We start from the raw sequence: 26,626 nt of genomic DNA on the forward strand, positions 1-26,626 counted from the left end.
GGGTAACACATATGTCAACAATCGAAGGAAAAGTAGCAATCGTTACAGGAGCAGCATCTGGTATTGGTCTAGCAACTGCTGAAGCTTATGTAAATAAAGGCGGTAAAGTAGTCATTGCAGACTATAACGCTGAAGCAGGACAAAGAGAAACAGACAGACTGAAAGCAGCTGGCGGGGACGTTCTTTTCATCCAGTTCAACGCTGCTGAAGAAGATTCTATTAAAAATTTGATTGACCAAACAGTAGCACACTATGGTCAAGTTGATATTCTTGTAAACAACGCCGGTATTGGCGGCATGAGTGCAACGCATGAGCTATCTTATGAAGATTACCGTAAAGTAATCGCCATCAACCAAGATGGTATCTTCTTGGCTTCCAAATATGCTATCCAGGAAATGCTGAAATCAGGCGGCGGTGTCATCATCAATACATCTTCTGTTCTAGGCTTCGTTGCACAGCCTGGCGCGTTTTCTTACAACGCCAGCAAAGGTGCTGTTAACACATTGACTAAATCTCTTGCTGTGGAATATGGCGATAAAGGCATTCGTGTTAACGCTGTAAACCCAGGATTCGTTGAATCAGGAATGGTGAACAAAGAAGCTCTTGGCGACTTCTATGATGGACTTGTAGCGAAACACCCAATCGGCCGTCTTGGCAAAGCGGATGAGATCGCACACGCTATCGTATTCTTGACTGAAAACGACTTCGTAACTGGTGAAACGCTTGTAGTAGACGGCGGTTACCTAGCTCAGTAATATAAAAATGAAAGGAGAACAGCTAAGCTGTTCTCCTTTTTTAATCTATGCACTTTAGAACGTATATGAGTCGCCATCATTTGGTACGAACACATTTGTCTCCATACCTTTTTCATGACAAAAGTTTATCAATTCTTCCCTAGACAATGTCCAATGATTGACCGCTTCCATATGCACTGCAATAATCTTTGCATTGCTGGCTGCTTTGTAAACTTCATGGACGTCTTCTTTTCCCATTACCAGAGCTCCACCCTCTAAAAATTGATTGTCCCCAGCGTTCACAACTATAACCTCTGGCTTATGGTTATCGATTGTATTTCCAACTTCCTCGTACCAGACTGTATCGCCTGCAACATATAAGGGTTGTTCACTTTCATGCTTAAACACAACGCCGCAAACAAGCCCGGCCATCTTCAATACTTCCCCCCTGCCATGTTCACCTTTTGTTTTAACTAACTGGATACCTTCAAAGACAGTTTCATTCGTAAGTACTTCAACATTCTCGAAACCAGCTCTTTGGATCGCTTCTGCATCCTCTTCGTTTTGGGAGAATACCTTAATCTTTTTGGGTAACGCCTCTTTAGCTGCATCGTCCCAATGATCTAGATGAAGATGCGTCACAATAACTGCATCGATATCCTGTATGATACTATCGATAGAAAGCGGCAAGCTCACTAGGGGATTCTTTTGATCCAGCCTAAGTGAATTTGGAAAAGGCGGAAATACACCTTTGTGTGCTAACATAGGATCTATTAAAAACTTTTTACCTGCATATTCAACTACGATTGTTGCATTACGGATTTGCGTTATTTTCATTAAAAGTCCTCTCCTCTTTTTGTACTTATCTTAGCTCTATAAATATTCTATATAATGACCTACCTGCAGATACATACTCTAAATAAAGTCTTTTTTCTGGATGACTTTTTTTATGAAAGGAGTTAAACCATGTTAGACCAAACAGATTTGCAAATCCTGGAGGAACTGTCCAAGAACAGTCGTATTACCATGAAAGAATTAGGAGAAAAAGTCCATTTGACCAGTCCCGCTGCTTCGGCCAGAGTAGCAAAATTGGAGGATAGCGGAATCATTGAAGCTTATACAATACGAATTAATGACGTTAAAATGGGATTTTACATACATGCTTTTATTACTATCTTCACACAGAATACAAATCACAGGCCTTTTCTTTCCTTTACAGATGCACAAAAGGACTTTGTTATTCAGAACTACAAAATCAGCGGGGATGGCTGCTACCTTCTGGAATGTAAATTTCAGTCTAATGAAACGATGAATACATTTTTGGAAGAATTGAATCAGTATGCTAACTATAAACTCTCTATTGTCATAAATAAGAACACATAAAAAAGGTAACTGCACTGAAATTGCCCCAAAATAAAACACCTCCATTTATTCGGATATCAATAACTGTTTCCGAATTTGGAGGTGATTTAAATAAGATAATGAGGTAGAACTCATTATTGCTGGTTTTTCGTATTCTTCTATTCTCCAAAAAACTGATGGGCATATGTATTCCGAACAGACATAACCATTCCCAGCAGGATCATATTAGAAAATAAAGAACTCCCTCCATATGTCAAAAAAGGAAGGGCAATGCCTTTAACTGGCAACATCCCCTCTACCATACCTATGTTCTGCACTATTTGTATAGTAAGACTCAAAGCCAACCCGGCACAAATATACGTTCCGAATGGATCATTACTCTTTGAACCTATCTCTAAAATCCTGGTTATTAGTAGGAAAAAGAGCAATATAACAGCTGACCCTGTCAGAAATCCTCCCTCTTCCGCAATAGAAGCAAAGATAAAATCTGTATGCTTTTCCGGAACATACACGTTCCCTTCTTCTATTCCTTTCCCTGTAAGACCTCCTGTTCCAACTGCCAACACAGATCTTCTGCTTTGAAATGCTTGGTTGCTATTATCACTAGGATCCAGCCAACCTATTATTCTATCCTGCTGATGGGGTTTAAGCTTAGGTATCACATCATCATAAATAATCTCTGGTTTAAATAAAAATAAGAAAACAACCATACCGATTACAAGTAATGGTACCAATATGCCTATTGTTACTACAATTTTGTTAAGCTTTATCATCCCTAACATGGCCACGATTGCAAACATGTAAAGCATGACCATACCTGTATCTGGCTGTTGATAGACTAGTAAGCTCGGAGGAATCGTCACCAGTAATATTTTACCCAGTAGTAACAAATCCTCCTGTACTGTTCTGTTAAGGCGTTTTTCTTTAGTATCAGCTATCAATTTGGCTACCAATACAATCAAGCTAATTCGGAAAAACTCTGATGGCTGGATGGATCCTACAAAAGGAATACTGAACCATCTTTTCGCTCCGAGTATATTAGGCGCAATCGATTCAGGAGCGATAGTAAGAAACAATAGCGACAAAACTGAAACAATATAGAACGACCAAGCAAGCAAACGAAGCTGATTTAAATCCAATAGTCTGAACAATAACAGAAGAGTAAAGCCAATTATGTAGTTGATAAATTGCTTCTGTGCAAAATTCTGGCTGCCGAATTGTCCTCCAGACTGCGTACTAAAAATGAATAAAATACTGATTCCGCACAATAAACATAATATGATCATGATCAGTTTATCCAACTCACCCAATCGCAATTTCTTCCCAAACATAGTTAACGCCTTCTTTCCACGATAGGAATGCGGATTTGCTTGGCTTCCCGTGAGATCTGCAAAATAATTCCCATCGTAAACAGATTTACAATAAGAGAGGAACCACCATAACTAATAAAGGGCAATGGTATTCCTGTAATCGGTAAAAGGCCTGCAACTGCACCTAAGTTGAAAACCACTTGAACCATAATTTGAAACAAAAAACCAATCGTCAATAAAGTACCGAATGAATTCTTTGCATGTAATGCTATATAAACTCCTTTTATAAGGAGCCCGAAATAAAGGAAAAACACCACGGCCAACCCAAAAGTCCCCAATTCCTCCAATACAACAGCCATGATAAAATCTGTATGAGCTTCGGGAAGAAAACCGAGTTTCTGAATACCGCCTCCTACACCTTTTCCTAATACACCGCCTGAAGCAATGGCTTCATAGCCATTAATCAGCTGATAACCTTTACCATTTGGATCACTGAATGGATCCCGAAAGGATAAGATGCGCGCTAATCGATAAGGAGCAGATACAGCTAAATAAACCACAGCGCACGCACCAACTCCGACGATACCGAGCAGATGACGTTTCTTGACTCCCGCACACAACAGAATAAAGACACAAGGTATCGCTATAGATGTAGCAGTTCCTAGATCCGGCTGCATAAGAATGAGCAAGAATACCACCCCTAGCAGTAAGAGCGGCGGTAATAGCTCTTTACTGAAATTAGTAAGTGTCTTCTCTTTTTTTCCGTACACGGATGCAAAATAGACAACCATTGTGAATTTCACGAATTCTGCTGGCTGAAGGACGAGAGAACCTATTTGCAGCCAGCGCTGGGAATTATTCCGGACTTCTCCAAACCAAGGCGTAAGGACAAGTATGAGTAAAAGCCTCGATCCAATAATAAGAAGCGGAATCCATTTTTGATACAGCTTATAAGGCAGAAAAAAACCTATTGCCATAGCAAAGATTCCAATCAAAAACGATATCCATTGTCGATGAAAAAAGAAGTTTGAGACATTATATTTTATTGAACCTAATGAATAGCTAGCGCTATAAACCATGATCAATCCAAATAAACTAATACTTGTAATTAAAAAAAGTAACGTCTTGTCTAGCTCTTTTAATTTCGATAACATATCGAGCATCTCCAATTAAGCAAACTAAGTCATCTAGAAAAATACCGGCTTTCGCAATGATAGCGGTAGTGTTGACAATATGTCAACACTACCGCTGAATTTCTACCCCAACATTGACAAAACATCAACATTTCTATATGGTATCTTACTGAGAAAAAAGTCAGAAATAAATAGTGAGGAAAATTATTATGGATTTTTGGATTTTGCTATGCAAATATCTCTTTTTAGGTCTTGTTCAGGGAATATCCGAACCGATCCCAATCAGTTCAAGTGGACACTTGATTATTGCGCAGCATCTATTAGGTATAGAAGTAAAGGATTTAAGCTTTGAAGTAATCGTCAACACAGCTTCTCTTATTGCTGTGATACTTGTTTATAAAAATCAAATTGCCAGATTATCTGCTTCAACTTACCAATACATAGTGAAGCGAGAAGAAACAAAAAAAGATGATTTCAAACTCGTTATCTATCTTATTATCGGGACAATACCAGCCGCATTATTGGGACTGCTATTTAACGATTTTATTGGAGAGAATCTGAAAAGTACATTTACGGTTGGCATCGCGCTGCTTTTAACTGCAATATCTTTGTTCCTTATCAGAAACATCAAAGGAACTATAAACTCACAAAAGATAGGCTGGAAAGAGGCACTACTGGTAGGACTTGGGCAATCAATTGCTCTTATTCCTGGTGTGAGTCGCTCCGGTGCAACCGTCGTGGCAGGCATGCTTACAGGAATGAATCGAAATACAGCATTAATGTTCTCCTTTTTACTCTATATACCGGTAAGCTTAGGAGCTAGTATCCTAGAGATTCCTGATATGTTCAGCCAAAATATTACTACAGATTATTTAATCGCATATGCTGTAGCGTTTGTTGCATCTCTTATCGGTACTTATTTTGCTTTGAAATGGTTTATCGACGTCATGAAAAAAGGTAAATTGATATATTTTTCTATCTATTGCTTATTCTTAGCGATTATCACATTGTTTCTATTAAAAAAACACCCAGCCAAGCGATGCTTGGCTGGGTGTTTTTTTAGATGAATATATCCAATATCATCGTAAATACAAGACCTGATACAGCTACAACTGTCGATAGTACAGTATAAGTTCCAAAGGCTTCTTTCAGTGTCATACCTAAGGATTCTTTTACCATCCAGAATCCAGCGTCGTTAACGTGAGATGCAATTGCACTGCCGGCACCTGTTGCAAGAGCTACTAGCTCCAGGTTTACATCTGGCATAGTACCTAGTGACGGAATAACCAGCCCCGCTGTTGTCAGTGTAGCAACTGTTCCTGATCCAAGACAGATACGAAGGATTGCTGCAACCATCCAAGCGAAGAATACTGGAGACATGGATGTATCTGCAAAGATAGAGGCTACATAGTCACCAACACCGCCATCGATGAGGACCTGCTTCAAGGCTCCGCCTCCACCGATGATCAATAGAAGCATTCCAAGTGCGTTAATAGCTGATCCACAGGAATCCATCAGTTTCTTAATAGGAATATTTCTTCTTATCCCCATTGTGTATATCGCAACTAATAGTGAAATTACCATCGCTGTGGAAGAGTTACCCACAAAGCGGATGATTTCTATTAACATATTGTCAGCAAATCCTCGTTCTGCTTGCAGGATATCCACAGCTGCGCCAATTGCCATGAGGATAACTGGGAATAGTGCAGTGAAAACACTGATACCGAAACCTGGCATTTCTTCTTCTTTGAATGTTTTTGCAACACCAAAGGATTCACTGCCCTCACGTGTCCAAGCAGTTGGAACGATTTTTTTAGCAAGCTTCGGATACAGGATACCCGCAAGGATAACCGTAGGAATTGCAACAATGATACCATAAATCAACATAAGTCCAATATTTGCACCATATTCGGCTGCTACTGCAGTCGGACCTGGGTGCGGCGGCAGGAATGCGTGTGTTGCAAGTGCCGCTGTTACCATCGGCAAACCAAGATGCACGATCGATACTTTCAATTCTTTTGCGATCGAGAAGATGATCGGAATAAGCAAAACGATTGTTACTTCAAGGAACAATGCAATACCAACGATGAATGAAGCAAATAGAACAGCCCACTGAATACGTTTTTCGCCGAATTTATCAATAAGCGTAGTCGCAATTCGGTTGGCACCGCCAGCGTCTGCAATCAAACGTCCTAGCATAGCACCCATACCGAATATCAGCGCTATATGACCGAGTGTGCCGCCTAAACCGCTTTCAATTGAGCCAACTACTTCTGACATCGGCATTCCTAGCAGCAATGCGACGATAAAGGAAACAATGATCAAGGAAACGAATGTGTTCAGTTTAAGTCCCATAATCATGATAAGCAATAATAGTACACCTAAAGCTATGATCAGTAATGGCATGATGATTTCCCCCAAATCTCTTTGTAAGTGTTTACATTGTTGTCCGTCAGAAAGGAAGGACTTCTACATCCTTCCAATCTTCCGGTATGTTGTTTTGCTTAAAGCGTCGTACGAGTAAAGTTTGGTGCATATTGCGCTGCAACTTTGATACATTCTTCCATGCTGATACTTTCCGCAATGTTCTTGCCCGCAATATCAAATGCTGTACCGTGGTCGACGGATGTACGCAAGAACGGCAGGCCATTCGTGATGGAAACAGTACGGTGGAAGTCTGTCATCTTCGCTGCGATATGACCTTGGTCATGATACAAGGAAAGAACTGCATCATATTTGCCGTTTAGTGCTTGGAAGAAGACAGAGTCAGCAGGAACAGGTCCGACTGCATCGATACCATCTTTAACAGCAAGCTCGATACCTGGTTTGATTTGTTCTACTTCCTCCCAGCCGAACAAGCCGCCTTCACCGCTATGCGGGTTCAAGCCTGCCACTGCAAAGCGGCGATTTTCCACACCTAGACGCTGAAGTGCTTTGTCACAGCGAATCAAGTAATCTTGTACTCTTTCTTTTGTCATCTGTGCAATAGCATCTTTTAAAGAAAGGTGACGTGTAAGGAAGAAGATACGCATACCGTTTACTTCGAACATTGTTAGCGGATCATCAGAACCTGCTAGGTCCTCCAGCATTTCTGTATGTCCGATGTAAGGAACTTTCGCTGCTTTCAAGGACTCTTTGTTGATTGGAGTTGTCGCAAGTGCTTGCACTTGACCATCCATCGCAAGCTCAACAGATTTCTTGATATATTCGAAAGCGCCTTGGCCCCCCTGAGCCGAAACTTGGCCGTATTCTAGTGCTTCGATATCAATGTTGTCCAGATTGATTACGTCGACTGTACCCAACTCGTATTTTCCTTCTGTCGGGGAAGATACTTCGTTTACTTCCAGGTTCGCCTCAACGATTTCAATCGCTTTTTTGATGACTGCTGTATCACCAATCACAAGTGGTTTACATACATCGTATATTTCCTGCTTTGTTAGTGACTTCATTGTAATCTCCGGCCCGATACCTGCTGGATCTCCCATTGGAATTGCGATAATTGCTCTTTCTGTCATTGTTTATTCCTCCTTAAAATTTAGCTTCCAAATATTTCACGCTTGTATAAATTGCTTTCGTTCCACCTGCCGTGCCGCCTTTAGTTACGATTGGAATACCATCCAGGTATCCTCCCATAAACTTTCCATAAGCGATTAGCGGCAGAATCTCATCCAACAGCTGAATTCCTTCTGCTCTGCTTATCGAGCATAGTGAAGCGGTTACATCTCCTCCGCTAGAGAAACAGCCTCCGATTTCAAACTCACTCTCCTGGACAACTACCCGTGTTATCTTGCCGAGACCGTCTGCGATACGTTTCGCTAACGCATCCTGACTCACGCCCTGCTGTGCTCCGAGCGTTTTCAAATCAAGGATCTCAGCACCTGGTGCATCAGTCGTGATCAACAGAATATCCTGCTTCTCCATCTCCTGCTTTGCCAGAGCAATTACACGATCTACCTCTTCATCCCAGACACCATCCACTGTCGCCAGCTTTTTGGAATCCACATAAATTGGTCGGAGATTCGTCTTATCCTTCAGGTATTGCAGCTGTTTCGAGCTATTCGAAGTAACACTTCCAACTGTGACAATAATTTTCTTATCCTTCATTCGCTTCCGGCTGAATGCTCGAGCGAATGCTGCTGTCAGCGGACCAGGATCAGCCGGCACCATTTGATAGGATTCAAGCTCTGCCATAGCTCCTGCTACCGCATCAATGTCTTCATTCGTGATGACATCCGGAACAATGACTCTGGCACCCGCGTCGATTGCTTCCTGCATCTTGTTCTCGATCGCTTGCTTACCTGCAAGGATTGTCTCAAGTCCGATGCTTGCTACTGTAAATTTACTCTGTTTTTCTACCAGTTTAGGGACATGTGATTCCGTTACTGGTTTAACTGGATCCTTACCTACATCTGACAATTGAACAGGTACACCGTGAACGAGCAAGTACCCGCCAGAAACAATTCTTCCAGAATCCGGGTAAGCCGGTACGACAACAGCGACTGCCTGTGTTCCCAGTTCATCGAGCAGTGTATCCAGCTCAACGCCGATATTACCGCGCACTGTACTGTCAATCCGCTTGCAGACGATATCCGTTTCCCACTTCTTCAGGTTGTCCGCAACCGTTTTCACACGACGGTGTGCGACCTCCTCTTTCACATACCGGCTATCGGTATCGACAATCACACCGTTAATCTGGTCTGAGGAAGGGAGATGGTCGTAGAAGACCATCGTCGCAACGTTATATCCAAGCTTCGTCAGCTTAACACCAGTTCCATTTCCACCAGTTAGATCATCTGCAATAACACCAATCTTCATCAGGCTTCCTCCTCTGCTGCTACGACCTCCAAAAGCTCCGGTAATTCTCTCGGATGATAAGCCTTTATACCGCTATCCGAAATGACACCGGATAATACTTCCAAGTCACAAACTTTCGCCAGCGCCTTCTGATCAAGCTTGCTCGAATCTGCAACCAGCCAAGTCGCCTGAGCTGATTCGACCATCAGTTTCTTAATGGAAGCCTTCTCAAAAGTAGGCGCCGTCACACCAACTTGCAGGTGAACTGCATGGGCACCTAGGAAAAACAGATCTACATGCAGGTTACGCAAAGTCTGCTCTGTGAGCGGACCGAATAGCGCCCCGATATTATTCTGCATCTCTCCGCCAGTCAGAATCACTTTGACCTCACTGTCCATCAGCTCAGCCGCAATCTTGATATCATTCGTTACGACAGTCAAATTCTGCTTCTGCTTTAGCAGCTTTGCGATTTCAAGTGTCGTTGTTCCTGAATCAAGGAGGATTGTAAAGTGTTCCTGTACAAGCTCAACAGCCCGTTTGGCAATCTGACGTTTTTCATCAGCATGCTTACCTTCTTTTGTCTGGAATGACGACTCCATCACCAGCGGCTTATTAAGGATAGCACCGCCCAGCGTCCGGATGATCTGCTCCTGTTCCTCCAAATAGTTCAAATCTCTTCGGATTGTCATAGCAGATACATTCAACTCTGCTGCCAATGCATCGATATCTATCTTTTCATTCTTATTTAATTGTTCTAAAATCACATTTCTACGTTCATTTGGCTGCATTTTGTATCACCTTTGTTAATCATGAACATCTTATGTGTTCATGATATGCTTATTTATGTTAAAAGTCAACATTACTTTGTTATTTATTTTCAATATTGTTATCGTTAGTGTTAATCATTAACATATTATTAATTCCTGTAAAACTGCAGAGTAAATTGTAAAGTAATAACTATACCACTCTTACAGCTCTTTTCTTCTGCTGCACCTTTCAATACAAAAAACAATTCATCTATTAAGGATGAGTATGTATAGATATTTGGACGATGAGGATTTGTATTCATATAGAAGATATGTAATCACTATGGTTTGGACATCTGCAGAGAAAGTCGATTTAAAGAAGACACACAACTTTCTGGACTGTAAGGCAAAGATAAATCAGATGACAATCAAAACGGCCTGTTTATCCCAGGGAACCGGCGCGCTCTTATATCTTATTATTTTAAAAAAACAATAAAAAAGTGAACATATTAATACGCTGTATTCTCTAATTAGTGTGAAAGGAGGTAAGGTAGTGAAAACAGCAGTTTTTAAAGAAATACAAATGGAGAGAAAAATGGACTTAGCACTTTTAGCAAAAAATGGTGATAAAGAAGCATTTTCATCACTGATCCAAGAAAACAAGCGGAATTTATATCGTGTGGCAAAAGGGATATTACACCATGAAGCCGATGTCGAAGACGCCATTCAGATGACTATCTTAAAGGCTTATGAAAATATAGGCAAATTAAGAGTGGCCGATTACTTCAAAACCTGGATCATTCGAATACTTATTAACGAATGTAAGAGTATGTTAAGGAAAAGATATAGAACGGTTTATTTAGATAATACCAGTCAGGAAATAGCTTCTTTTGAAGATACGTATGAAAATCTTGAATTACAAGAAGCTCTCTATTCTCTGAAAGAAAAACTACGGATTGTTACCGTACTCTTTTATTATGAAGATCTATCAACAAAAGAAATTGCTAAATTATTATCTATACCTGAAGGAACTGTTCGCTCCAGATTATCAAAAGCAAGGACACTCTTACAAAAAAAATTAAATGAATATAGAAAGGAGCAGTAATATGACAAACAAATTTGACGAAAGTTTCAAAGATAAGATAAAGGAAAATCATAATACTATACCAGAACGTCTCCAAGCTAAAATTGACGATACTTTGGCAATCTTACCTGATAAAAATCTCCGCAGAAAAAGAAAGAAGACAGCTATTACATGGTCAGTTGCTGCTGCTATTCTTGCCATTTCCTTGATGAGTGTTCAATTGAATCCATCATTGGCAAGCAGTATAGGAGTTCCTAATATACTTATAGATAAGCTTTCATTAGGTGATGCGGAGAAAGTATCCAATGAAGCTAACGTTATACAAGAAAGTAATGGGGTGAAAATATCCATTACTAATGCAATATTTGATGGCTATTACCTATTGGTTTCCTATCATGCTGAAAGTGATCAGCCTTTCTCTGAAACACCTAGCCTCTTCCCTGAAGAGGCGAAAATTACTTATGATGGTTTTGAATCAACCATTTCTCCTTCAAATGAAGTAGGTGAGTTTTTAGATAAAAACAAGAAAGCTTATGATGGCATAGTGATTTTCCCGCTAAACAAAGAGGCATTCACTGTTAGTGATACAGATGAAGCAAAGTTAGACCCTGATATCTTAGTAAAAGGAAACCAGATTGATATCTCAGAATTACCGAAAAAATTTAAATTAGATATGAAAGCAACAGCTCTAGGCTTTAAAGAGGACAAAAAGCTGAAAGGAGAATGGCAGTTTTCCCTTCAAGTGGACACGAAGAAAGCAGCTAATAATAGCAAGACAGTGGAAGTAAATAAAGATCTGCCTGCATTAGGTACAGATGTAAAGGTAGAGAAAATAGTAATAACCCCTATCAGAATTCACTTGCAAGGTGTACAGCACGAAAACGCCGGCATTATTGATTTTCTGATTGAAGACAACGATGGAGAAGCAAAGCATTGGCTGAATGGATCAGTCGGAGTCGGTGAAAATGGTTCTGAAAGAATGTTAGGCAGCTTTGAAAACCTTAATCCTCTAATGAAGACTTTAAAAGTTGTACCGTATAAACTAGATATGAGTGTCGAATTGACAGCAGAAAATTCTACTCTATTCCAGCCAAATGGAGAAACGAAACTCCCCATAAGTAAAGATGAGTATATTACCATTTCAAACGTAGAGGTGAAAGATGGTAAAACATATATTTCCTATCACGCTGATGTTCCAGTAAATGAATATTTGCCTTTTGTCATTAAAGATAAAAACGGAGCAGATCATATACGGATTTTAGATGAAAGTATTGGTTCTCGGGCCAATACAGATGCAGTAGTAGTACTAGAAGGAAACCTTTTAGATGAAGATTATACTATCTATAGTCCAAATACGTATTACTTTGATGAAGCATTTACGGTAGATCTGAATCAATAGCGGATAAAGCTGAGGGAGACAGACTCAAGCTAGATGAAATACAAATAAAAAAACATATTAGGCTGTCATACTACCCGATTATTTTGGTATATGATAGCCTAAAAGTGAATTTACCATTTGTTAGAGGAGTTCATCATTGCTACTTTACTAGGCAATCTATTTATCGTAGAAGTTTTATTAAACAATTTCGGACTTACAACATTTTTGCTTTCGTACATCCAGCCATCTTCTTTATAAGTGCACTGCTGCTTTTCCTGCCGATTTACAGCTTGTTGAAACTTATCGAGATCGGACTGTTCTTAATGCTCGGGAAGGTTACACTCGGTGCTTTACGCTGGCATCTGCAGCTTCTATTCCGCTGCCAGGTTCAGGCCTTCTAGATAATCGGACACTTGAGTGTCTTCAAACTGTTTTTTGGAGGAACCAAAGTCAGCTAAGATCCATTTGCTCCTTCTCCTCCTGCTCCGATTACAAATGAATGGTTCTCGTTTATGGGAAACTATTACGACTCCTTTCTTACCGGGACAACCTGGCTACTATGGACGCCACTTCTAGCTATCATTGTGACAATCATCTCTTTTCGATTACTGATCAATGGATTGCAAAAGTATTTTCAGCAGCAAAAAACGCCGCCCCTTCATTAGGGCGGCGTTTTTTCAATTGGAAATGCTTTCTTCCAGCTGTTCGACCTGGGTTTGCTTGCGCATTTCCACTTCAACGATCTGATGGTTCAGTGTCTCCGTTATCTCCCACTCATATCCATGAGCTTCTATGACGCGATGCTCCTCGATACTTCTAAGATTGGTGAGCATCCAGCCGCCGATTGTATCGACTTCTGCCTCGTTAATGAAACGAATGTTAAATTGCTCTTCGATTTCCTCGAGCAGGACACGGCCATTCAAACGGTACTTATTTTCAGATACCTCTTGGATGTCCGGTTTTTCATTTTCATCGAATTCGTCACGTATTTCCCCGACGATTTCTTCAAGCATATCCTCCATCGTCACGATACCAGCAGTTCCGCCGTACTCATCGACTACTAGCGCGATATGAACACGTTTCTTCTGCATGGTCAGCAGTGTATCATTCAGACTTGTTCCTTCATGCACCGTCGGGATTGGGTGAATGAAAGCATCTAATTTCTTGTCTTCTTTCGAGGTGAAATCAGTCAGCATTTCTTTGACGTTTACAAAACCATAAATCCGGTCTTTATCACCGTCTTCTGTGACTGGATAACGTGTATACTGATGCTCCACCATTATTCCCTGGATTTCTTGGCGTGTCATTGTATCAGAAATCGCGACAACCTGTGTCCTCGGAACAAGGATATCCTTGACGACGCGATCGTTGAATGTGAAGATGTTTTCCATATAATCCAGCTCAGTTTTGTTGATTTCACCGCTCTGGAAGCTTTGTGCCATAATAATCTTCAGTTCCTCTTCGGAGTGGGCCTGTTCATGCGCAACCTGCTTAACACCGAACATGCGCAGGAATACGCGTGCAGATCCATTCAGTGTGTAGATAAAAGGTGCCATCAGCTTACCGAACCAGTACAGCGGACGCGCCAGAATGAGCGTCATCTTCTCTGTATATTGGATTGCTAATGTTTTCGGAGCCAGCTCACCGATAACGACGTGCAGGAAAGTCACGACCGCAAAGGCGATAGCAAATGAAAGAATTGTAGAAAGAGATTCTGAAAAACCGAAGTAATCGAATACTGGGTGTAATATCTTCTCTACAGTCGGTTCACCTAATGCACCAAGTACCAATGCAGTAACAGTGATTCCAAGCTGACAAGCAGATAAGTAGTAATCGAGATTATGGACTAGCTTCTTGACGACTAAGGCGTTCTTGTTTCCTTCTTCGATGAGCTGCTCGACTCGTGACATACGTACCTTTACGACCGAGAACTCGGCACCGACGAAGAATGCCGTCAGAATGATGAACAAGGCTACTAAAGCTAGATTAAGTACTAATAATGGGTCCAAATTTTCCCCCTAAACAGGGGTTCACCTCCGTATGATGTTGTTTTTCTATATTGGTGTCTTTTTCCGCAGCGGCAATATATTCAGCACCTTCACCTTCCCAAGGGAATCGCCTCCTTTCAATTTTGAAAAAAAAGCCCCCATCTCGTTACCGGGATGGAGGCCTTTTTCTCCGCTCTTGTATACTAACTTATCGAAATTATAAGGTATATATGCTGTATTTTCAAATAAATCACCGTGAATTATTTTCGAATTTTATTTCACTCAGCTATAATAATAGTAACCGCTATCATTATAGAAGGACTGGATATCCTTTACGAAAAGCTGATCCATGTAAAAGCTGCACTCCTTTGGATTACTTTATCTCTGTCTCATAAAGTAAATATCATGAAGAAAAGCGGGAAACTATCATAGAAGCCAAACAAGGAGGGGACGTATGAAGAAATTAAAGATAGCAAGCTTACCAGGAGATGGAGTAGGAAAAGAAGTAGTTCCAGCAGCGCAGACAGTTTTGAAAGCGATTTCCGAAGTGCATGGCGGTCTGCAGTTCGAATTCGACGAGTATCCGTGGAGCTGCGAATATTATCTGGAGCACAATCAAATGATGCCAGACGATGCATTGGATCGCCTGCAGGATGCAGATGCTATTTTTCTCGGTGCTGTTGGGAACCAGGAGCTAGTTCCAGATCATATTTCCTTGTGGGGTATGCTGATCAAGATACGGCGAGAATTTGAACAGGTCATCAATATCCGGCCTGCCAAACTATTGAAGGGTATTACCTCACCACTTACCAACCCGAAGGACTTCGATTTATTAGTTGTACGGGAGAATAGTGAAGGCGAATACAGCGAAGTGGGCGGCCGGATTTTTCGTGGTGTAGACGAAGTGGCAATTCAAAATGCGATTTTCTCAAGACGTGGCACAGAAAGAGCGATGCGCTATGCTTTTGAGCTTGCCGCAAAGCGCCGTAAGCATGTAACTAGTGCAACAAAGTCAAATGGAATTGTGCATTCTATGCCATTTTGGGATGAAGTCTTTCAAACTGTGAAAAGTGATTATCCGGATATCAGTACAGAAAGTCAGCACATTGACGCCCTCGCTGCCTTCTTTGTCACGCAGCCGCAGCGCTTCGATGTTATTGTTGCAAGCAATCTATTTGGTGATGTTCTTACCGATATCGGCGCCGCCATCATGGGAAGCATTGGTATTGCTCCTGCTGCCAATATCAATGTGAATGGTAAGTATCCTTCTATGTTCGAGCCCGTCCATGGTTCTGCTCCGGACATCGTCGGTAAAGGCATCGCCAATCCGATCGGACAAATTTGGACAGCGAAGCTAATGCTAGATCATTTTGGTGAAGAAGAGCTCGGCATTAATCTGCTGGATATCATTGAGGATGTGACAGCAGCTGGCATTCTGACGCCTGATTTGGGCGGGAAGTATGGTACGGCGGATGTAACTGAAGCCATTATAGAAAGGGTAAATAAACTATGACAACTAATTAAAAAAATATCGTTTGCGCTGTCAGTTTTCCAAACGCTTAGCAGGGAACAGCTTATGCCATCGCCGTGCTGTTCTCGTAGGAGAAGCTTCACTTTGCACAAAAAAGTTGTTGGTATTTTCGAGTCTCCGTGTTCTGCCTATGCTAGTGCAAATAATATTAAAAACAAAACCCGAAAGAAGCAAATTTTTAATGACGATTTGCCTCGTTCGGGTTTTTATCTAAGCTGAAATACGTTTGTCCCAGCCTCTTTATTCAGCTCATTACTTTCAGTTTGTTATCATCTTTTTCAATCATTAAGCGCCCTAGAAAATAGTATACGTCGATTCGGGAGTATAAACCTATTTTCTTATATAATTTGCTCACATAATCCCGTATCGTTTTGGCGCTCAGCTTCAGCGCATCAGCCATTTCCTTGTTCCTGTATCCTTTATAAATAAGGTAGACAAGATCTGATTCCCTGGCAGTCAGGTGAATTGCCTGTTCCTTCAATCGCTGCAATAGTTCCTTCTTCTCTTCTGAAATAAATTCTTCTAATAGTAATTTTGCTAGTTTACCTGAAAGAATCATTTCCTCTTTGAAGATATTGCGCATGCTCTCAACAAAAAAGCTAGGATCTGATTCGTATAAAAGGAAGCCATCCACTCCAATGTGAATTCCTCTCAACAGAATATTTTTATCACTTTCAGGCAGAATGAATATTATTTTTAGAGCAGGATATTTTTGCTTGAGCCACTCAATCGTTATGAACCCTCCTAAACCTAGGATGAAGGTATTGACCAGAAGAATATCAGGAGTACTTTCTTGGATTGCATTCACTATACCCACCTTATCGCTGAAATTCCCTACTACCTTCATATTCGGTTCTGAACTCAAAATTGCTTGAATTCCTGCACCAAAAATTCCATTATTGTCAAACATCAATATATTTAGCACGTTGGACAACCTTTCGTGTGATAGATTCTGCTCCTCTATTCATTGTAAAGAAACACCCTATACAAAATCTGTACATCATGTGTATAGCAGGGGCATTTTGCCGATTCCAACGAAATTTAAAAGAGAGTACAGAACTTTCATTCTGTACTCCTTTTATGTGCGCCTATCTTCTAACTAAAAAAAACCAAACATGTACCCTGTACGCACTGTTTGGGCTTTCTAGCTGCAATGTATAGACGTGCTGTCCTGCTATTACTTTTCATTTTCAAATTTGTTTATAAACGACTAATTCTGACGCGCGCTCATCATAAGATATCTAGTTAATACAGCTTAGAAGATGCCATATTTCTTCTCCTTCTCTAGGAAACTGATACTGAAAAAACTAGTTAGGACAAACCCAGAGCAGATTTACAGAAAATATAGATTAGCGTAAAGGAATGTATAATAAAGGTAGAATCACTCTTGGATCTGTTCCATTTCTCAAACTTCAGTGTATTAATATTAAATTCCCCACACAAAAAAAGAGCGCAATATGCGCTCTTATACCAATTTTCTTGCCAGCTCACGATTACGCTGCTTGAACAATACATTATGAGAGGAAACCATCCCCCAGCTGTCAGCAGCAGGCTCGATATACTGTTTCGCTTTATTGACAGCATTCGCTGCATCATGGAAGCAGCCGGCAATCAAGGTGACCTTGCCATCATGCTTCAGGATATCTCCTGCAGCAAACAGACCAGGTACAGAGGATTCCCCGCTCGGCGTTCCAGCGATATAGTAATTATCCAATAGCTCAATATCCACTTCACTGTTTTGAATCAAATCCATATCCCGTTCGTAGCCGTGATTGACAATTACCTCATCAATTGGCAAGAAAGTAGTTTCGTTCGTTTCATGATTCGTCAATTCCACGCGTTCAATATGCTGCTGGTTCGGACATGCCACGAGCTTCGTGATTGATGTACAAAGGAAACACTTGGCGCCACTGCACATCAAACGCTCAACTGATGCTTCATGACCCTTCAGTGCCTCATTACGATATGTAACGTATACCTTTTTCGCAATCGGCTCCAGCTCATTTGCCCAATCGACAGCAGAGTTTCCGCCGCCGGAGATGATGACAGTCTTATCCTTGAATCGCTGCATGTCTTTCACTGTATAATTAAGATTTGCTACCTCGAATCTCTCACAGCCTTCGATCGATAGCTTTTGCGGATTAAGTATACCGCCGCCGACTGCTACGATGATTGTTTTCGAATAGTGAACTGTACCACTTGCCGCATGGAGCTCAAAGATACCGTCATCGTTTCGTTTGATACTTATTACCTTCTCGTTCAATACCACTTCCGGATCGAAGGTGAGCGCCTGCTCGGTCAGCTGGTCAATTAGCTTGCCTGCCGGAAGCGGCGGTAATCCGCCCACGTCCCAAATCATCTTTTCCGGATAAACATGCAGTTTACCGCCCAAATAGGGCTGAAACTCGATGATTTTCGTCTTCATTTGCCGTAATCCACTATAGAAAGCGGAATATAATCCCGCTGGACCTCCACCAATGATGGTAACATCATACAGCAATTCTTCCTGCACACTGATTCCTCCTTTAATCCGATAGTGATAATCATTCTCATTCAAATATAACGGAATAAATTCTCAAAATCAATGTTGACATCTAAATTTTCTGCCTTTATTATGTAATCAAGCGAGATTGATAATCATTCTCATCGTATAACCCTGGTGCCCTGTCCCCCTAACAGGGCACTCCCCCCATAAAAAATATGAGGAGTGACATACATAATGAAAAAGTTATTCCCGGTCTTATTTATCTTAGTGCTTGTATTAGCTGCTTGCGGCAGCAATAATTCTTCTAGTTCTGGTGAGAAAGCGACCTCATCCGGTAATGGGAACGACACATTCACATACGAATCGGAAGATGGCCCAGTAGAGGTACCCGCTCATCCGAAACGCGTCGTGGTCCTTTCCTCTTACGTTGGTGATTTAATCGATTTAGATGTGCCAATTGTCGGAGCAGATGCCTGGTCGATGCAGAATCCACGCTTTAAAGATGCCTTGAAGGATGCTGAAGAAGTGACAGAGGATGATTTGGAGAAAATCATCGAGCTCAAACCGGACTTAATTATTGGGTTAACCAGTTTAAAAAATCTAGATAAACTAAAAGAGATTGCCCCTACAGTGACTTTTACTTACGGTAAATTGAATTATCTTGATCAGCATGTGGAAATCGGTAAACTGGTCAATAAAGAAGATGAAGCACAGTCTTGGGTCGATGACTTTACAAAACGCGCAGCGGAAGCTGGTGAACAGATTAAGGAGAAAATCGGACCTGATGCAACAGTCTCTGTTGTCGAGAACTTTGATAAACAGCTCTACGTATATGGTGATAACTGGGGCCGCGGAACAGAAGTACTTTACCAGGCAATGGGCTTGAATATGCCGGAAAAAGTAAAAGAGGACGCATTGGAGGCCGGTTACTTCGCTTTATCAACGGAAGTATTACCGGATTACATGGGCGACTACGTGATCTTCAGTAAATTCGATGATACCGATACATCTGTCGAGGATTCGGAGACTTTCCAGAACACTACTGCTGCGAAAAACAATCATGTATACGAAGTCGATGGAAATGCCTTCTACTTTAACGATTCCAATACACTGGATTACCAGTTAGACTTTATTAAAGAGAGCTTCCTAGGGAAATAGGAAGCTCTTTCCCTTATCTTACATAGAAAGATGCGTGCCTGATGAAGAACATACCATTTACTCTGAAACTTATAGTTGGAATCATGCTTTCCCTTACAGCATTCGCTGTGGCTTTATCATTCGGGGCTGCTGATATATCCTTCCGGGATGTGTGGGGTGCAATATTCACCAGTCAACATAATGCAGACATATTAATAATCCGTGAAAATCGTCTGCCGCGGGAAGTCGGAGCTTTCTTTGTCGGAGCTGCTTTAGCTGTGGCGGGTGCCATCATGCAGGGTATGACACGTAATCCGCTGGCAGATCCGGGACTGCTCGGTTTAACAGCTGGAGCCAATGCCGCGCTGGCAGCTGCTATGGCGTTCATCCCCCAAGCAAATTATATTGTTATTATTATTGCCTGCTTCATCGGAGCAGCTGTCGGTGCCGGACTAGTATTCGGGATTGGATCGCTTCGTCTTGGCGGTCTTTCCCCAGTGAAGGTCGTCTTGGCTGGGGCTGCTGTATCCGCCTTGTTATATGCGATATCCGAAGCAATCGGTTTAAGCTTCAAGCTGTCCAAACAAGTTTCCGCTTGGACAGCCGGCGGTCTAGTCGGTGTTAACTGGACGCAGTTACAGCTCGTTATTCCAATCATACTGGCAGGAATCATCTTGTCGTTATTTCTTTCGCATCAGCTAACACTGCTCAGCTTAAGTGATGAAGTAGCTGTTGGCCTTGGTCAGAAAACTTTTGCAATCAAAGCATTATTATTCCTTGTAACTATCCTTTTGGCAGGAGCATCAGTTGCATTGGTCGGTAACATGACATTCATCGGTCTGATGATTCCTCATATTGTCCGTTTTTTTGCGGGTACGGATTATCGTTATATACTGCCGTTATCCTTTTTTGCCGGAGGAACTTTCATGCTGCTCGCTGATACAGCTGCCCGGACGATCAATGCACCATATGAAACACCGCTTGTGGCCATCGTGGCTGCGCTCGGTTTGCCATTCTTCTTATTCATCGTCCACCGGGGAGGTCGCGCTTACTCATGAAAACAGCAAAGAAAAGCAAACAGGCTATCCTGATGATTTCTCTGGCTGCGTTGATCCTTGTTACAATCGTCATCGGAATGGGGCTTGGTCCTGCCTCGCTATCTTATAATCGATTACTGCCGACATTATTTGGCAATGGGACTTTTCCTGAATCATTCGTTCTGTTTGATATCCGGCTTCCTCGTATTACAGTTACACTACTAGCTGGAATGGCATTGGCCCTGTCTGGTACAATCCTCCAAGGAATCACGAGAAATGATCTGACAGATCCTGGAATCATCGGTATTAATTCCGGTGCCGGATTGGGTATTGCGGTATTTTTCCTATTCATGCCGATCGATGCAGGAAGCTTTGCATATGCCTTGCCGCTTGTAGGATTTGGTAGTGCACTTGTGACAGCCATGCTGATTTATCTTTTTTCCTACAGCAAACAGCACGGCCTCCAGCCGGTCCGGCTTGTATTAGTCGGTGTCGGTTTTTCCATGGCTTTATCCGGTATGATGATCGTCCTGATATCTTCTGCTGACAGGGAAAAGGTAGATTTCATCGCAAAATGGCTCGCGGGAAATATCTGGGGCACGGACTGGCCATTCGTCCTTGCCCTGCTGCCGTGGATCCTTATCATTCTGCCGCTTACGCTTTACATGGCAAATCGGCTCAATGTGCTGGCTCTGAGTGAAGAAGTCGGAGTTGGGATAGGTGTTCAGCTGAATCGCGATCGTATCATTCTTATGATTGCAGCGGTAGCAATTGCTGCGGCAGCTGTGTCGGTTGCTGGTGGCATCAGTTTTGTTGGTCTGATGGCACCGCATATCGCACGAGCGCTTGTTGGTGCCAGACATCAGTACGTGCTCCCTGTCGCTTCCTTGATCGGCGGCTGGCTCTTGCTGCTGGCAGATACGATTGGACGGAATATAGCGACGGTGGATGGGCTGCCCGCTGGTATTGTTGTCGCCTTTATAGGCGCACCCTATTTCCTTTATCTTCTGCTGAAAAAATAAGAGGTACTGCAAACGCAGTACCTCTTTTCTTATTGGACTGAAGCCTCTTTCTCTTTTGATTCCTTATGCTGCGTGTTCAATAACACCAAGCCGACAATCACTAATGCCAAGCCGACAAACTTCATCCAGGAAGCCGATTCTCCAAATACTGTGATACCGATCATAGCTGTAAGAGCCGTTCCAGCTCCAGACCAAGTCGCGTAAGCAGTAGATAGTGACATGGACTTCAGTGTGAAAGATAAGAATAGAAATGCACCTAGATATCCGATTACGACGATAATCGACGGAAGCAAGACAGAAAACCCATCCGATACTTTCAGCATGGATGAAGCGATTGTTTCCAATATAATTGCTGCAGCAAGAAATAGACCTGCTTTCATTTAGCATCTTCCTTTACTTGGATAAATTCATCAATACAAGACCAACTAGCAGTATGGCGATGCCTAGTGCACCTTTTTTGTTAATCTTCTCTTTGAAAAGCAATACACCGATCACAACAGTCAAAATGGTACCAACACCACTCCATGTCGCATAAACAACCCCCAGCGGGAGGGACTGCAATGTGATGGATAATGCGTAGAAGCTGATTCCATATCCCACGACAATACCAATCACTGGCAGCAGACGTTTGAATCCATCTGAGAATTTCAGCATTGTAGAACTGAAAACTTCAAATAGGATGGAAACAGCCAAAAATAAATAAGACATGTTAATCCCCCTTTTCTTTATCTATACGTGCCAGCAATTTGTATAATAAGTCAGCAGCAAAAGAGGATGTACTTGTTGTACCTGCCATCTCATTGAACCAAAGCCCATCACAAACATAGCGGATTACAGCAGCTTCTTCCCACTCCAATCCATCTTGATCAAATTGCTGCTGCCATCTCGCATAGCCTTCTTTCCAGATTTCCATGACTTCCGGATGGTCACTGAAAATAGATATAAGTGCACTGCTGCGATGTGTGCCTCCTTTTTCGATATCTTCAATTGTCGCTAATGCATATGCCCTTGCATACGCACCTCTGCCGTTTGACTGTTCATTTAAATAGCGAGCAATAGCTTCTTCAAACTCCCTGATTGCTGCTACATTAAGCTCCTGAAATAATGCTTCCTTTGTACGGTAATGATAAAGCAAGCCGCCCTTGCTTATATCTGCACGATTGGCTATTTTCTCGAGTGTGACATTGCTGACGCCCTCTTCCAAGATGAGCTCCGCCGCAGCATTCAGGATTTTATCTTGTGTTTTCACTCCATCACTCCTAACCGTCCAGACGGTACAGTTAAAAAATAACATTCCCATTGGCATTTCGCAATACAAAAGATTATTATGCAGCTGTCTCTCCAATAAAACCACTCCTAAACCTATTAACGGCACCTGTCCATTTTTCTATAAACAAGACGTTTATCTATTAAAAATAGGGACATCTATTCCATTTATAAAATAAATAGGTTTTTCACAACCGTAATTTACCCACTACAATATTGTCTTTTCTCATAATCTACACTATACGAAAAAACAAAAAGGAGGCTAGCTCATGGATGAGCATTTCAAAAAAAGATTCACTGAGATTGCTAGAAGCAATCCTAAAGGATCTGTTATGGATTTAATGCTATCAAGCGTTCTAGCTAAACATGGGGTATCAGACAATGCTTTACGGAACATTTCTCCAGAAAGACGTCGTCAAATCAAAAAGATTACCAATGAGCTTCAGGCAGAACTAAAACGAATACTAGATTAAGGAGGTGATATAGATGAGTAACGTTTGGCATCCAGATAGAAACCAAAAATGGAGCGCTCTTGATCCAAGAACAGCAGGTAACTTTTCAGACCCAGAATTGAATCAATCAGGCAGACAAAAATCCGAAACAGAGCAATATTCCAAAGAAAGTATCTATGTTATCGATTCCGCAGATATAGAGGTAACAACAACTGACACACAAGCCGCGCTTACAATACAAGCAGCTCTTCAAGCAGCTATCGCTGTTGTGCTGCAACTCTCTATTGCTGATAGCAGCAAAGCTGATGAAATTGCACAGGAGCTTTTCCAAAAAGCTACTATTAAACAGAAAAATGTTCAGAAGACCTTTGTTAAGAATTCCCGCAATGTCAGAGTGACAACTACCGATACTGACTTAGCTGTAAACGTTCAATTGCTGCTTCAAGTTCTATTGGCTCTATTGGTGAGAATAGATATCCTATAAAATCATAGGAGCCGGGCTTTCATGCCCGGCTTCTTTCTATTAGATTAACCCTCACCTATTCGTCATAGGATATACAGATAATTCGCATTGTAATCGTTATCAATTTCCTATACTATAGACCTAGATAGTTTATCCTTTCTAAGGAATAGGTGATCCTGATGCAGATCAAGCAAGTGTTGAATAATAACGTCATCACCGTCTTGGACGAGCAGGAACATGAGCTTGTCATCATGGGACGGGGTATTGCCTTTGGCCGTAAAGCGGGCGATATAGTGGACGAATCCAAGATAGAAAAGACTTTCAAACTCGATGATAAGGAAATGAATAAGCGACTGATGGAACTCTTAAGTGAGATTCCCCTTTCTTTCGTCGAAGTGTCCGAAGAGATCATCCGATATGCCAAGCAAAACACCAGTAAAAAAATACATGACAATATCTATGTTAGTCTGACTGATCATATCTACTATGCAGTAGAAAGGTTCCAGCAAGGTATCGATATAAAGAATGCACTGCTTTGGGAAACAAAACGGTTTTATCCGGATGAATACCGGATAGGACAGCATGCCCTTTCAATCATTGCGGAGAAGGTCGGCATCATTCTGCCGGAGGATGAAGCAGGTTTTATTGCCCTGCATATCGTCAATGCCCAAATGAACGAAGATATGCCAGTGATGATTAACATTACGAAGTTCATACAGGATGTCCTTCATATTGTAAAATTTCATTTTGGCATAGAATATGACGAAGAATCCTTGGCTTACTATCGATTCGTTACCCATCTTAAATTCTTCGCTCAGCGGATTTTGAACCATCGTAAACAAAAAGAAGAAGACAATAATCTTTTTGATATGGTAAAGACAAATTACAGTAAAGCTTTTGCATGTGCGCAGAAGGTGCAGTCCTATATCCAGAAGATGTACCAGGAGCAGCTTACGAATGAAGACTTGCTTTACCTGACAATCCATATTCACCGGATTGTACAGAAAAAAGAGGAACACAGCTAGAGCCAGCCTTTACCCGGCTGGCTCTTTTGCTGTTCTTATAGATCATCGAAACCGTTCAGATCACTCGTTTTCGTGTACTGACGGGATTTTTGTTCGAAGAAGTCAGATTTTGTTCCATTGAAGTTATCCGTGTAAGCACGGATCCATTTCATCGGGTTCTTTTCGTAGCCTTCGTAAATTTCGCTTAGTCCTAGCATACGAAGCATTTTATTTGCACGATATTTTACGTAGCCTTCCATATCATCCAAGTTGATACCATCGATACCATCCAATACATAACGGCTCCATCGTGTTTCTTGCTCAACAGAATGGCGGAATTGATCATATACCCATTCAATGAACTCATCATTATTGTATTCTGGATTCTCCGCTAATGTAGCGCGGAACAACTCACTGATAAAACGACCATGATGCAGTTCATCACGGTTGATATAGGAAATCATCGTGGATGTTCCGACCATTTTCTGGTTACGCGCTAAGTTATAGAAGAAGGCAAATCCGCTGTAGAAGAATAACCCTTCCAAAAGCGTAGAGTACACCATTGCTTTAAGCACTGTCTCAATCGTTGGGTTTTGTGCGAATTCGTTGTAAACAGCAGCTATTCTTTCGTTCCGTTCGAGCAAAACTTTGTCCGTACGCCCTTCGTTAAAGGAAGCTATTTGGTTATCATAATTTGTTACAGACGCAAGTACATACGTATAGCTATGGTTATGCTCACTTTCCTGGTCAGCAATTGTCGCTAAAATCGATTTGACGCTTGGGTCTGTCGAATAAGCAGCTATTTTGGAGGCGATATCTGTTTGCGGACCATCCAATGTAGCCAGCAAACCGATAATTTTCAGGAATGCTGTACGCTCCTGATCTGATAGATTTGCAAATTGCTTCGTATCTGCCACCATATTCACTTCATTGGCAGTCCAGAACAAACCGCGGATTGTTTTGCGCAGTTCATAAAAATGCGGGTATGCAACGTTATCCCAATGCAGGATTCCGCTTGCATCTCCGTTAAATAATGCAGTAGATTTATTTGGATTCGTCGGCTCCAGAACGGTAGCCTTCATCAATTTAGACATTCCAATACTCCTCTCGTCCATTCCAATACTTCTTCTTCCTGGGATCCTCTTGGCGATTGCTCTATTTTGAGCGGAGCAAGCGGCGAATGATAGAATTTCGCCAGCTTATCAGCTGCCATGCAAAACATATCATCACCGCCAAACTGCGTATCACCAGTGCCAAACACGAACACATTCTCAGGCTTATATCCGACATCCGCCACAAAATCCTTCACATCGAATGGGGTATCACCTGATCCCCATGTATACGTACCAATAAGCATCGCATCATAATCTGGCACATGCGGAAACGGCTCATTGCCAGTCACGCAATAAAGCGTCACGTCCTGCTGCTTATGTGTCAGCTCTTGTGCGATCAGCTCGGCAACTTCCTTTGTATTTCCGCTGACGGAAGCATATGCGATGAGCAAGGTTTTTGTTTGGCGGGATTTGGGCATCGTTGCTGATCCTCTTTCAGAAAGTCCCATCGTATCAGTCCAATCTGTCCATAATTCTATCATATTCCGGGCCGCTTCGATACTGTAAGCTATTCCCTTAGCCATAGAAAGAAAACTATATATAGATTTTATCATTTAATATTAACATACATATAGTGCCTACTCTAAT

The 26,626-nt window shown here is 41.7% G+C and carries 27 protein-coding genes; 12 read left to right on the forward strand and 15 right to left on the reverse strand.

What is annotated here, in order from left to right; genetic code table 11:
* Window positions 1–11: 11 nt before the first annotated feature.
* Window positions 12–755: an SDR family NAD(P)-dependent oxidoreductase gene (locus ABXS78_RS16870; protein WP_366248194.1), complete on the forward strand. Its 744-nt coding sequence runs from the start codon at window positions 12–14 to the stop codon at window positions 753–755.
* A 54-nt stretch (window positions 756–809) separates the two neighbouring features.
* On the opposite strand, the gene ABXS78_RS16875 is transcribed toward ABXS78_RS16870, so the two are convergent.
* A complete protein-coding gene (locus tag ABXS78_RS16875; RefSeq protein ID WP_366248195.1) occupies window positions 810–1,571 on the reverse strand; it encodes an MBL fold metallo-hydrolase in 762 nt (253 codons plus the stop codon).
* Between the two features lie 129 nt (window positions 1,572–1,700).
* Between ABXS78_RS16875 and ABXS78_RS16880 the strand changes: the two genes are divergently transcribed.
* Window positions 1,701–2,117: an Lrp/AsnC family transcriptional regulator gene (locus ABXS78_RS16880; RefSeq protein ID WP_366248196.1), complete on the forward strand. Its 417-nt coding sequence runs from the start codon at window positions 1,701–1,703 to the stop codon at window positions 2,115–2,117.
* Between the two features lie 137 nt (window positions 2,118–2,254).
* Here the strand turns inward: ABXS78_RS16880 and ABXS78_RS16885 are convergent, their stop codons facing one another.
* Both ABXS78_RS16885 and ftsW read right to left on the reverse strand, forming a co-directional pair.
* Window positions 2,255–3,427 (reverse strand): FtsW/RodA/SpoVE family cell cycle protein, encoded by a 1,173-nt coding sequence (locus tag ABXS78_RS16885; RefSeq protein ID WP_366248197.1) that lies wholly within the window; start codon window positions 3,425–3,427, stop codon window positions 2,255–2,257.
* A gap of 2 nt (window positions 3,428–3,429) precedes the next feature.
* Entirely contained in the window at window positions 3,430–4,560 is a 1,131-nt protein-coding gene (gene ftsW, locus ABXS78_RS16890) for a putative lipid II flippase FtsW (RefSeq protein ID WP_366248198.1), read from the reverse strand.
* A 188-nt stretch (window positions 4,561–4,748) separates the two neighbouring features.
* Between ftsW and ABXS78_RS16895 the strand changes: the two genes are divergently transcribed.
* On the forward strand, window positions 4,749–5,606 hold the full coding sequence (locus tag ABXS78_RS16895) for an undecaprenyl-diphosphate phosphatase (protein WP_366248199.1): 858 nt from the start codon (window positions 4,749–4,751) through the stop codon (window positions 5,604–5,606).
* On the opposite strand, the gene ABXS78_RS16900 is transcribed toward ABXS78_RS16895, so the two are convergent.
* The 4 genes from ABXS78_RS16900 to ABXS78_RS16915 all read right to left on the reverse strand — a co-directional run bounded on the left by ABXS78_RS16900 (window position 5,599) and on the right by ABXS78_RS16915 (window position 10,121).
* The gene (locus ABXS78_RS16900; protein ID WP_366248200.1) at window positions 5,599–6,945 is read right to left on the reverse strand and encodes a gluconate:H+ symporter; all 1,347 of its coding nucleotides are present in this window, start codon (window positions 6,943–6,945) and stop codon (window positions 5,599–5,601) included. The two genes, ABXS78_RS16895 and ABXS78_RS16900, sit on opposite strands and share 8 nt — an antisense overlap.
* A gap of 98 nt (window positions 6,946–7,043) precedes the next feature.
* Window positions 7,044–8,054 carry a 4-hydroxythreonine-4-phosphate dehydrogenase PdxA gene (gene pdxA / locus ABXS78_RS16905; protein WP_366248201.1) on the reverse strand — a complete coding sequence of 337 codons (1,011 nt, stop codon included), beginning with the start codon at window positions 8,052–8,054 and terminating at the stop codon, window positions 7,044–7,046.
* Between the two features lie 13 nt (window positions 8,055–8,067).
* Complete coding sequence (locus tag ABXS78_RS16910; RefSeq protein WP_366248202.1) at window positions 8,068–9,354, reverse strand: four-carbon acid sugar kinase family protein; 1,287 nt, start codon at window positions 9,352–9,354, stop codon at window positions 8,068–8,070.
* The gene (locus ABXS78_RS16915; protein ID WP_366248203.1) at window positions 9,354–10,121 is read right to left on the reverse strand and encodes a DeoR/GlpR family DNA-binding transcription regulator; all 768 of its coding nucleotides are present in this window, start codon (window positions 10,119–10,121) and stop codon (window positions 9,354–9,356) included. The genes ABXS78_RS16910 and ABXS78_RS16915 overlap by 1 nt, the downstream gene beginning before the upstream one ends.
* Window positions 10,122–10,662: 541 nt before the next feature.
* On the opposite strand from ABXS78_RS16915, the gene ABXS78_RS16920 reads away from it, so the two are divergent.
* Window positions 10,663–11,184 carry a sigma-70 family RNA polymerase sigma factor gene (locus ABXS78_RS16920; RefSeq protein WP_366249971.1) on the forward strand — a complete coding sequence of 174 codons (522 nt, stop codon included), beginning with the start codon at window positions 10,663–10,665 and terminating at the stop codon, window positions 11,182–11,184.
* Window position 11,185: 1 nt separating this feature from the next.
* Complete coding sequence (locus tag ABXS78_RS16925) at window positions 11,186–12,562, forward strand: DUF4179 domain-containing protein (protein ID WP_366248205.1); 1,377 nt, start codon at window positions 11,186–11,188, stop codon at window positions 12,560–12,562.
* A 656-nt stretch (window positions 12,563–13,218) separates the two neighbouring features.
* Here ABXS78_RS16925 and ABXS78_RS16930 read toward each other — a convergent pair.
* Entirely contained in the window at window positions 13,219–14,550 is a 1,332-nt protein-coding gene (locus ABXS78_RS16930; RefSeq protein ID WP_366248206.1) for a hemolysin family protein, read from the reverse strand.
* Window positions 14,551–14,983: 433 nt separating this feature from the next.
* Here ABXS78_RS16930 and ABXS78_RS16935 point away from each other — a divergent pair, with 433 nt between their 5' ends.
* The gene (locus ABXS78_RS16935; RefSeq protein WP_366248207.1) at window positions 14,984–16,042 is read left to right on the forward strand and encodes a tartrate dehydrogenase; all 1,059 of its coding nucleotides are present in this window, start codon (window positions 14,984–14,986) and stop codon (window positions 16,040–16,042) included.
* 262 nt (window positions 16,043–16,304) lie between these two features.
* Here ABXS78_RS16935 and ABXS78_RS16940 read toward each other — a convergent pair whose 3' ends face one another.
* Window positions 16,305–16,985, reverse strand: a complete 681-nt coding sequence (locus ABXS78_RS16940) for a response regulator transcription factor (RefSeq protein ID WP_366248208.1) — start codon at window positions 16,983–16,985, stop codon at window positions 16,305–16,307.
* 540 nt (window positions 16,986–17,525) lie between these two features.
* Window positions 17,526–18,572 (reverse strand): NAD(P)/FAD-dependent oxidoreductase, encoded by a 1,047-nt coding sequence (locus ABXS78_RS16945; protein WP_366248209.1) that lies wholly within the window; start codon window positions 18,570–18,572, stop codon window positions 17,526–17,528.
* A 207-nt stretch (window positions 18,573–18,779) separates the two neighbouring features.
* On the opposite strand from ABXS78_RS16945, the gene ABXS78_RS16950 reads away from it, so the two are divergent.
* The 3 genes from ABXS78_RS16950 to ABXS78_RS16960 are packed head-to-tail and all read left to right on the forward strand — an operon-like array spanning window position 18,780 to window position 21,741.
* Window positions 18,780–19,703: an iron-hydroxamate ABC transporter substrate-binding protein gene (locus ABXS78_RS16950; RefSeq protein WP_366248210.1), complete on the forward strand. Its 924-nt coding sequence runs from the start codon at window positions 18,780–18,782 to the stop codon at window positions 19,701–19,703.
* 41 nt (window positions 19,704–19,744) lie between these two features.
* Entirely contained in the window at window positions 19,745–20,740 is a 996-nt protein-coding gene (locus ABXS78_RS16955) for an iron ABC transporter permease (RefSeq protein ID WP_366248211.1), read from the forward strand.
* Entirely contained in the window at window positions 20,737–21,741 is a 1,005-nt protein-coding gene (locus ABXS78_RS16960; RefSeq protein WP_366248212.1) for an iron ABC transporter permease, read from the forward strand. The genes ABXS78_RS16955 and ABXS78_RS16960 overlap by 4 nt, the downstream gene beginning before the upstream one ends.
* A 29-nt stretch (window positions 21,742–21,770) precedes the next feature.
* On the opposite strand, the gene ABXS78_RS16965 is transcribed toward ABXS78_RS16960, so the two are convergent.
* From ABXS78_RS16965 to ABXS78_RS16975, 3 genes are read right to left on the reverse strand one after another with little or no spacing between them, the layout of a single operon-like run.
* Window positions 21,771–22,121 (reverse strand): multidrug efflux SMR transporter, encoded by a 351-nt coding sequence (locus ABXS78_RS16965; protein WP_366248213.1) that lies wholly within the window; start codon window positions 22,119–22,121, stop codon window positions 21,771–21,773.
* A 13-nt stretch (window positions 22,122–22,134) separates the two neighbouring features.
* Window positions 22,135–22,455 (reverse strand): multidrug efflux SMR transporter, encoded by a 321-nt coding sequence (locus ABXS78_RS16970; RefSeq protein WP_366249972.1) that lies wholly within the window; start codon window positions 22,453–22,455, stop codon window positions 22,135–22,137.
* Entirely contained in the window at window positions 22,451–22,990 is a 540-nt protein-coding gene (locus ABXS78_RS16975; RefSeq protein ID WP_366248214.1) for a TetR/AcrR family transcriptional regulator, read from the reverse strand. The genes ABXS78_RS16970 and ABXS78_RS16975 overlap by 5 nt, the downstream gene beginning before the upstream one ends.
* A gap of 286 nt (window positions 22,991–23,276) precedes the next feature.
* On the opposite strand from ABXS78_RS16975, the gene ABXS78_RS16980 reads away from it, so the two are divergent.
* The 3 genes from ABXS78_RS16980 to licT all read left to right on the forward strand — a co-directional run bounded on the left by ABXS78_RS16980 (window position 23,277) and on the right by licT (window position 24,947).
* Complete coding sequence (locus ABXS78_RS16980) at window positions 23,277–23,480, forward strand: spore coat protein (protein WP_366248215.1); 204 nt, start codon at window positions 23,277–23,279, stop codon at window positions 23,478–23,480.
* Window positions 23,481–23,493: 13 nt separating this feature from the next.
* The gene (locus tag ABXS78_RS16985) at window positions 23,494–23,943 is read left to right on the forward strand and encodes a spore coat protein (RefSeq protein ID WP_366248216.1); all 450 of its coding nucleotides are present in this window, start codon (window positions 23,494–23,496) and stop codon (window positions 23,941–23,943) included.
* 158 nt (window positions 23,944–24,101) lie between these two features.
* Window positions 24,102–24,947 carry a BglG family transcription antiterminator LicT gene (licT, locus tag ABXS78_RS16990; protein ID WP_366248217.1) on the forward strand — a complete coding sequence of 282 codons (846 nt, stop codon included), beginning with the start codon at window positions 24,102–24,104 and terminating at the stop codon, window positions 24,945–24,947.
* A gap of 35 nt (window positions 24,948–24,982) precedes the next feature.
* On the opposite strand, the gene ABXS78_RS16995 is transcribed toward licT, so the two are convergent.
* Both ABXS78_RS16995 and ABXS78_RS17000 read right to left on the reverse strand, forming a co-directional pair.
* A complete protein-coding gene (locus tag ABXS78_RS16995; RefSeq protein ID WP_038562910.1) occupies window positions 24,983–26,020 on the reverse strand; it encodes a ribonucleotide-diphosphate reductase subunit beta in 1,038 nt (345 codons plus the stop codon).
* Window positions 26,008–26,457, reverse strand: coding sequence for a flavodoxin (locus ABXS78_RS17000; RefSeq protein ID WP_366249973.1), 450 nt, complete (start codon window positions 26,455–26,457; stop codon window positions 26,008–26,010). The genes ABXS78_RS16995 and ABXS78_RS17000 overlap by 13 nt, the downstream gene beginning before the upstream one ends.
* Window positions 26,458–26,626: the final 169 nt, after the last annotated feature.

Origin of the sequence: Terribacillus aidingensis (assembly GCF_040703035.1) — a bacterium.
Classification (GTDB): Bacteria; Bacillota; Bacilli; order Bacillales; family Amphibacillaceae; genus Terribacillus.

Bases quoted from the DNA above. Each gene is read 5' to 3' on its own strand.
- ABXS78_RS16870 (WP_366248194.1), top strand. From the start codon at position 12: ATGTCAACAATCGAAGGAAAAGTAGCAATCGTTACAGGAGCAGCATCT.
- ABXS78_RS16875 (WP_366248195.1), bottom strand. From the start codon at position 1,571: ATGAAAATAACGCAAATCCGTAATGCAACAATCGTAGTTGAATATGCA.
- ABXS78_RS16880 (WP_366248196.1), top strand. From the start codon at position 1,701: ATGTTAGACCAAACAGATTTGCAAATCCTGGAGGAACTGTCCAAGAAC.
- ABXS78_RS16885 (WP_366248197.1), bottom strand. From the start codon at position 3,427: ATGTTTGGGAAGAAATTGCGATTGGGTGAGTTGGATAAACTGATCATG.
- ftsW (WP_366248198.1), bottom strand. From the start codon at position 4,560: ATGTTATCGAAATTAAAAGAGCTAGACAAGACGTTACTTTTTTTAATT.
- ABXS78_RS16895 (WP_366248199.1), top strand. From the start codon at position 4,749: ATGGATTTTTGGATTTTGCTATGCAAATATCTCTTTTTAGGTCTTGTT.
- ABXS78_RS16900 (WP_366248200.1), bottom strand. From the start codon at position 6,945: ATGCCATTACTGATCATAGCTTTAGGTGTACTATTATTGCTTATCATG.
- pdxA (WP_366248201.1), bottom strand. From the start codon at position 8,054: ATGACAGAAAGAGCAATTATCGCAATTCCAATGGGAGATCCAGCAGGT.
- ABXS78_RS16910 (WP_366248202.1), bottom strand. From the start codon at position 9,354: ATGAAGATTGGTGTTATTGCAGATGATCTAACTGGTGGAAATGGAACT.
- ABXS78_RS16915 (WP_366248203.1), bottom strand. From the start codon at position 10,121: ATGCAGCCAAATGAACGTAGAAATGTGATTTTAGAACAATTAAATAAG.
- ABXS78_RS16920 (WP_366249971.1), top strand. From the start codon at position 10,663: ATGGAGAGAAAAATGGACTTAGCACTTTTAGCAAAAAATGGTGATAAA.
- ABXS78_RS16925 (WP_366248205.1), top strand. From the start codon at position 11,186: ATGACAAACAAATTTGACGAAAGTTTCAAAGATAAGATAAAGGAAAAT.
- ABXS78_RS16935 (WP_366248207.1), top strand. From the start codon at position 14,984: ATGAAGAAATTAAAGATAGCAAGCTTACCAGGAGATGGAGTAGGAAAA.
- ABXS78_RS16950 (WP_366248210.1), top strand. From the start codon at position 18,780: ATGAAAAAGTTATTCCCGGTCTTATTTATCTTAGTGCTTGTATTAGCT.
- ABXS78_RS16955 (WP_366248211.1), top strand. From the start codon at position 19,745: ATGAAGAACATACCATTTACTCTGAAACTTATAGTTGGAATCATGCTT.
- ABXS78_RS16960 (WP_366248212.1), top strand. From the start codon at position 20,737: ATGAAAACAGCAAAGAAAAGCAAACAGGCTATCCTGATGATTTCTCTG.
- ABXS78_RS16965 (WP_366248213.1), bottom strand. From the start codon at position 22,121: ATGAAAGCAGGTCTATTTCTTGCTGCAGCAATTATATTGGAAACAATC.
- ABXS78_RS16980 (WP_366248215.1), top strand. From the start codon at position 23,277: ATGGATGAGCATTTCAAAAAAAGATTCACTGAGATTGCTAGAAGCAAT.
- ABXS78_RS16985 (WP_366248216.1), top strand. From the start codon at position 23,494: ATGAGTAACGTTTGGCATCCAGATAGAAACCAAAAATGGAGCGCTCTT.
- licT (WP_366248217.1), top strand. From the start codon at position 24,102: ATGCAGATCAAGCAAGTGTTGAATAATAACGTCATCACCGTCTTGGAC.
- ABXS78_RS16995 (WP_038562910.1), bottom strand. From the start codon at position 26,020: ATGTCTAAATTGATGAAGGCTACCGTTCTGGAGCCGACGAATCCAAAT.
- ABXS78_RS17000 (WP_366249973.1), bottom strand. From the start codon at position 26,457: ATGCCCAAATCCCGCCAAACAAAAACCTTGCTCATCGCATATGCTTCC.